Raw genomic sequence first — 3,496 nt, forward strand, 5'->3', positions numbered from 1 at the left:
CGCGGCCACCTGGGCATTGATCACGACGGCGAAGTCATCCCCGGGCTTGATGTGGCCCTCCACATCCATGAACAGGTCTTCAGCGCCGAACTCGGCTTCAAGCCGCTGATAAAGCGCCGTGGTAAAGCCCGGGTCGTCCGCGCGCCGATAGTTGATGAATATCTTTCCCGGCATGCAGCCCGATCCGCTCCGCTGAACGCGGCTACACTAGCCCGGGACGGCCGGACACGTCACGCGAGTTGGCGCCGGAATGTTCTACCCCGGTCAGACATCTCCCGGCCAAGGGTCATACCGCGTCTTCTCGAACAGCGACTGCCGCAGCCGGAACGTATCGGCGTGGCTGGCTCGCGCGATCCAGGCGCCGATCCTTTCGTCGAACTCGGCAGATGTCATCGTACCGGCGCGGCAAGCGGTCGCGCGGCACGCGCTACCGGCCGCGGGAGCTTTGGTAGGTTGGGCAAATCAAAGGCGCGCTTGCGCCGTGCCCACCATTTCAGATGCGAAAAGAAGGTGGGCACGCCATCGACCCGCGCATTCGCGCGACCCGTTGGCTTTGTTTGCCCACCCTACGATCTGTCTGAGGCGAAAGGTATCCGCGTGACCCAAACCAGCTGGTCTTGGCGATGACCCTTCCACCGTCATGGCCGGGCTTCGTCCCCCTGAGGGGCCGAAGCCCCTTCGGCGCGGCGAAGGCCCGGCCATCCACGTCTTTCTTACGTCGCAAGATCAAGACGTCATTGCAGGCACGCCAGCGCGAAGCCATCCGGCTTTCGTTCCGAGGTGACCATGGATTGCTTCGCAGAGCTCGCAAGGACGGGGATAAAGTTGCGGCAAGGATTACAAAGAACCCGGTTGTGGTGCCGGCCCGGCAGCAAAGCTCCCATTCGGCCGCGGATGGCAATCGATAGGACTTCGAGGTCACCTTCGACAAACATCGGCGATAGGCCTTGGCGCGCCAGCTCTCAGGATGCCGGATTATCTTTCTCGCCGCGCTGCTCTACTTGATGCCGATAGCGCGCCTGCAAGGCGGGATCGCTGAACTTGCCAAGGACTTCGTTAGCGCCAAGCGGCTCCTTCGCGTCGCCCCCGATCCCCGGCGCGCGCGCAATATGGCCTGAAAGCTCTTCGCGGCCAATGGCCGGGCCAACAAATGGCTTGAGATAGGCGTCAAGATGTCCCTTTTCCGGACGGTCCAACTCGCGCGTCAGCGCGTTGAGATATTCCGACTTGTCGGTCGCCGCCCAATTGACGCTGATTCCCGCTCGCTGCGCGAGTTCGGCATGGACAACCATGATGGTCCGGCCGTTGCCGTCGAGGAATGGGTGCCCGTAGGCAAGATATCCCATCACCTCGCCGGGTTTATCCGCCATCAGCGCTTTATCCTGGACCATCCGTAAAGCGTGATCGACGGCAGGTTTCGCATCATCCGGGTGAGCAAAGAGCACGGAGCCTCTGCTAATGGCTTTGTCCGGCGCGGTTTGCGCACGGTCCTGTCCCGCCCAAGGGTACACGGCTTCGAAGAGCGCCTTATGCGTTGCAAGCACATCGCGATAGGAAAGATGTTTGACCTGCGAGAGGTCTTTGAACGCCTGATCGAGTTTCGCCAGAAACGATCGATGCTCGAGCCGCTTGACGATTTCGAGGTCTTTTTCTCCCGCGATGTTTCGCAGGTATCCACGCGTTTCGAAATCACCGAACGGATCGAAGGTCACGGTTTCGCTTGATGTAGATAGTCCGCATGAAGACGCACGGCATCAACAGGACTGATATGGCCAGCCCGTTCGAGGGCGAGCAAAAGCAGTTCGGTTTCGTCAAGCTCAACGTCGTCGCCGGCAAGCCGCGTGATGTGGTGGCCCAAAACGTCGGATGCCGTCTCGGCATAGGCAACCTTATGCCGTTCGGCCAAAGTGCGAATGGCCGCCGCCGCGTCGCTTTTAGAGGTTCCCAGCATGTGTCACCTTTGATTTCAGTGTAGCATATTTCCGTCGAAATTGCACGAAAACCCTCGTTTCCAGCCTACGCCGGTCGCGCGTCTAAGTCACCTCGATCAGTGACTCGCTGAGCGGATGGCCGCGGCGCGAAAAAAACGTCCGCCTTCGGCGGACCGACTCTGGAACGTGACTTTGTCAGCTGCCTTGCTCAGGACGTAAGGATCTTAATCCAGCCGCTCGCGGGCCTCTTTGCGCAGCTTCTTCATATCCACTTCGCCGACGGAGCCGCTGGCAACGCCCTCATCCCACATCTGCCGCAGCCGCTTGATATCTTCCTGGCGAAGTTCACGCTTCAATTGCCAGTCACGCACGGCTTCGCGCACGATCTCGCTCGTGGTGGCGTACTCGCCTGCCTCTACTGCCGCCTTAAGCGCCGAAATTTGCTCGTTCGTCAACGCCACGCTTACTTTTTCGACAGATGCCACGCTACCTCCGCTTCATTAAGAGAGCACATCTTACTACTTCTTGACACCATCGACAATAGTCCGGTTCCAACCATTGTCGCACTTCTGCGGCAAGCCATGCGCTCGCGCTCGCGCTCGCGAGCCTGTCATCGGGCCGGCCAGAGGCGGGACCCGTCCACTCTCTTGGCCGTGACGACGGCTAAGGATTGAGTTGAACAACTTACTCCGCTTGCACACGCGAACAAGCAAGGCCTTTCGCAATGCTTCAAATCGCGCTCTCGATATCGGTCTTCCTAAAATCGTCACCGACAAACAGCAGGCGGCAATCATATTCCTTCGCCACCGCATAGGCGAAGCAGTCGCCCCAGTTCAGCCCCGCCGGGTGCATGCCCTTGCCCCAGCTCTCGTAGGCCTTCGCGACGCGCCGTGCCGACGCGGCCGTCACGCTGACAACCTCGAAACCCAGTCCATCGATCAGTCGCGCCATGTCCTCGCCGACATTGCGCCGGGCTGAGACGATCAGCACCTCTGCCACCGAGCCTGCGGAGATCAGCAGGTCGTGTTCGGCTTCGAGCACCCCGATGCAGGCATCTGCCGCCGCCTCGTTCAGCACGATCGCCATCAGCGCGGACGTATCGACGGCGATCATCCCGGCAGCCCGTCGTCGCCGTACAGGAAATCCTGGCTGCGGCTGGCGCTCGGCCCAGCCACAGCCTTGGCAGCGGCGGACGCGCGTACGGCATCGAGCAGCGCCCTGCGGGATTGCCGGTCTTGCATTGGCCTGACCGGCACCAGCCGAACAGCGGCATGGCCATGTCGCGTCAACACTATCTCCTCGCCGGCCTCGGCACGCCGAACCAGCTCAGTCAATTGCCCCTTGGCGTCGCTTACCGAAACCTGCACGGCCCGCTCCCGCTTCGAAATACTTGCACAGCAACAAACAAAACTTAGACTAGTTATTGGTCCAAATCAATAATCAAAGCTGAAGAAGCCGATCAAGGCACTCCCACCCTGCTTCGGTGAACGGCGCGCCACCCCCCACCCCCGACCCCTCCCCGCCACGCGCGATGCGCGCGGGGGGAGGGGAGCTTATGCCCTCAT

General features: G+C 60.9%; 7 protein-coding genes. 1 reads left to right on the top strand and 6 read right to left on the bottom strand.

Annotated features, from left to right (window positions below):
• Positions 1–264 precede the first annotated feature (264 nt).
• The 3 genes from ABSG20_RS32620 to ABSG20_RS32625 all read right to left on the bottom strand — a co-directional run bounded on the left by ABSG20_RS32620 (position 265) and on the right by ABSG20_RS32625 (position 1,712).
• Positions 265–393, bottom strand: coding sequence for a hypothetical protein (locus tag ABSG20_RS32620; protein ID WP_423868567.1), 129 nt, complete (start codon positions 391–393; stop codon positions 265–267).
• A 100-nt stretch (positions 394–493) separates the two neighbouring features.
• Positions 494–979 (bottom strand): SUMF1/EgtB/PvdO family nonheme iron enzyme, encoded by a 486-nt coding sequence (locus tag ABSG20_RS34900; protein WP_490338353.1) that lies wholly within the window; start codon positions 977–979, stop codon positions 494–496.
• Entirely contained in the window at positions 963–1,712 is a 750-nt protein-coding gene (locus ABSG20_RS32625) for a Fic/DOC family protein (protein WP_423868568.1), read from the bottom strand. The genes ABSG20_RS34900 and ABSG20_RS32625 overlap by 17 nt, the downstream gene beginning before the upstream one ends.
• 26 nt (positions 1,713–1,738) lie before the next feature.
• On the opposite strand from ABSG20_RS32625, the gene ABSG20_RS32630 reads away from it, so the two are divergent.
• Positions 1,739–1,975, top strand: a complete 237-nt coding sequence (locus ABSG20_RS32630; protein ID WP_423868569.1) for a hypothetical protein — start codon at positions 1,739–1,741, stop codon at positions 1,973–1,975.
• Between the two features lie 180 nt (positions 1,976–2,155).
• Here ABSG20_RS32630 and ABSG20_RS32635 read toward each other — a convergent pair whose 3' ends face one another.
• The 3 genes from ABSG20_RS32635 to ABSG20_RS32645 form a co-directional block, all read right to left on the bottom strand.
• Entirely contained in the window at positions 2,156–2,416 is a 261-nt protein-coding gene (locus ABSG20_RS32635) for a ribbon-helix-helix domain-containing protein (protein ID WP_423868570.1), read from the bottom strand.
• A gap of 244 nt (positions 2,417–2,660) precedes the next feature.
• Entirely contained in the window at positions 2,661–3,044 is a 384-nt protein-coding gene (locus tag ABSG20_RS32640; RefSeq protein ID WP_423868571.1) for a type II toxin-antitoxin system VapC family toxin, read from the bottom strand.
• Complete coding sequence (locus ABSG20_RS32645) at positions 3,041–3,298, bottom strand: type II toxin-antitoxin system Phd/YefM family antitoxin (RefSeq protein ID WP_423868572.1); 258 nt, start codon at positions 3,296–3,298, stop codon at positions 3,041–3,043. The genes ABSG20_RS32640 and ABSG20_RS32645 overlap by 4 nt, the downstream gene beginning before the upstream one ends.
• Positions 3,299–3,496 lie beyond the last annotated feature (198 nt).

This window comes from Bradyrhizobium sp. (assembly GCF_049512235.1).
GTDB lineage: Bacteria > Pseudomonadota > Alphaproteobacteria > Rhizobiales > Xanthobacteraceae > Bradyrhizobium.

What these genes read in the sequence shown, in the direction of transcription:
- ABSG20_RS32630 (WP_423868569.1), top strand. Translation starts at nt 1,739, where the DNA reads ATGAAGACGCACGGCATCAACAGGACTGATATGGCCAGCCCGTTCGAG.
- ABSG20_RS32640 (WP_423868571.1), bottom strand. Translation starts at nt 3,044, where the DNA reads ATGATCGCCGTCGATACGTCCGCGCTGATGGCGATCGTGCTGAACGAG.
- ABSG20_RS32620 (WP_423868567.1), bottom strand. Translation starts at nt 393, where the DNA reads ATGACATCTGCCGAGTTCGACGAAAGGATCGGCGCCTGGATCGCGCGA.